Annotated in this window: 1 protein-coding gene and 1 pseudogene; both read right to left on the reverse strand. The window is 55.0% G+C overall.

Annotated features, from left to right (window positions below):
* Positions 1 to 199, reverse strand: a pseudogene (locus E6W33_RS27365) (hypothetical protein); the annotation flags it as partial.
* Positions 196 to 1,341 (reverse strand): hypothetical protein (locus E6W33_RS27230; protein WP_211097444.1); only part of this gene is annotated, 1,146 nt, incomplete at its 5' end. The gene E6W33_RS27230 and the pseudogene E6W33_RS27365, both read right to left, overlap by 4 nt.

Raw genomic sequence — 1,341 nt, forward strand, 5'->3', positions numbered from 1 at the left:
CCGTTTCGCTTTCCGCGACATCTGGAACTGCCGCAATAGGCGCGACGTACGGAACCGTGATCCATTCGATCCCCGTAAAGTTCGGCCAGTCACGGCCAACAATCGGGGTTGTATCATGCGCAGGAGGGGCAATCTCCGTAGAACGACCGGGAATGGTGGCGGCTGTTAGCCAGCCGTGGCTATCGAAGGAATATGTCATTTTTTCGCCTTGATGTATTCTTGACCGGAGAGCGACATGACTGGGGAGCTGCTGGCATATTCACGCAGTTGCGAAGCCGGTAGACGGAATTTTGCGGTGTTCTCCGTAGCGCTCAATGCGCTAGTGTTACCGCCATTCTGAAGAGCAAGATAAACACCTGCTTTATACGCTATGCTGCGCACAGGCAGTTTGGCAATTCCTCGCATCCCTAAAGGCTCGGCACTCCATTTCAGCCCGGTCGAGTCGGATACCAAGATGAACTCGTTTTGGCAGGTTATGAAGAACTTGCCGTTGATGTATGTGACAGCCAACACACCGGACAGGGCAAGAAACTCGGCAGGGGTGAGAATTTGTGTCCATGTCGCACCATGATCGCTTGATACAAGAATGGCGCTTCCCTTGGCAGACGCGCCGCTACTGTAAAAAATAACGACCGTGCCGTTCCCGTCTGAAGCAATAGAAGAAGTTGCGAAGGAAGACTGTTGGATTGACGTGGGATATGTCAGCGCCCATGTCACTCCGTCGCTACTGGCAAGCAACCCGAGCGATGACAACACAATGTATTTTTGCCCCGTCCAGCAGCCGCCATATTTTGTAGTGCTCGGGACCGTTTGAGCGGTCCACGCTGTCGCCCCATCGGCCAGCGTATAGACGGAGGTTCCCGCAGCATCAGGGATCAGCAAAGTCTGCGCCAGCGAAGAGGCATACGCCAGCCCCTGCGAAAGCGTTGTAGTTGTCCCACCAGTCGTCACTGTCCAAGTTGATGCTGGATTGGCCGCAACAAGCGGTTGCGCCGATCCTGACACGCCCGCGATGAAGCGCGATCCGGCGTAAATGAGACTATTTACTACCGTAGAGGCAGGAGTGACGAGCGACGTCTGTGACCACGTTGCGCCATCCGTTGAATACTGCATCGCTGTAGTGCCAGATGCCGCACCAGCGACAAAATAGGTAGAGTCTGCCGCAATCGCCTGTTTATTGTTTGGCGTTGCTGCGAGTGTCCGCGCTGTTGCGGTGAACACGTTAGCGGGGAACAGCGCCGACAAGTCCGGATAGTCGGCGCGATTTTTATCCGATCCATCGCAGCGAAGCCACTTGGCATCACTGATGGAATTAACGGCATTGATGATGGTGCCGACTGG

The sequence above is a fragment of the Herbaspirillum sp. ST 5-3 genome, from assembly GCF_004804275.1.
Taxonomy (GTDB): Bacteria; Pseudomonadota; Gammaproteobacteria; order Burkholderiales; family Burkholderiaceae_D; genus Noviherbaspirillum.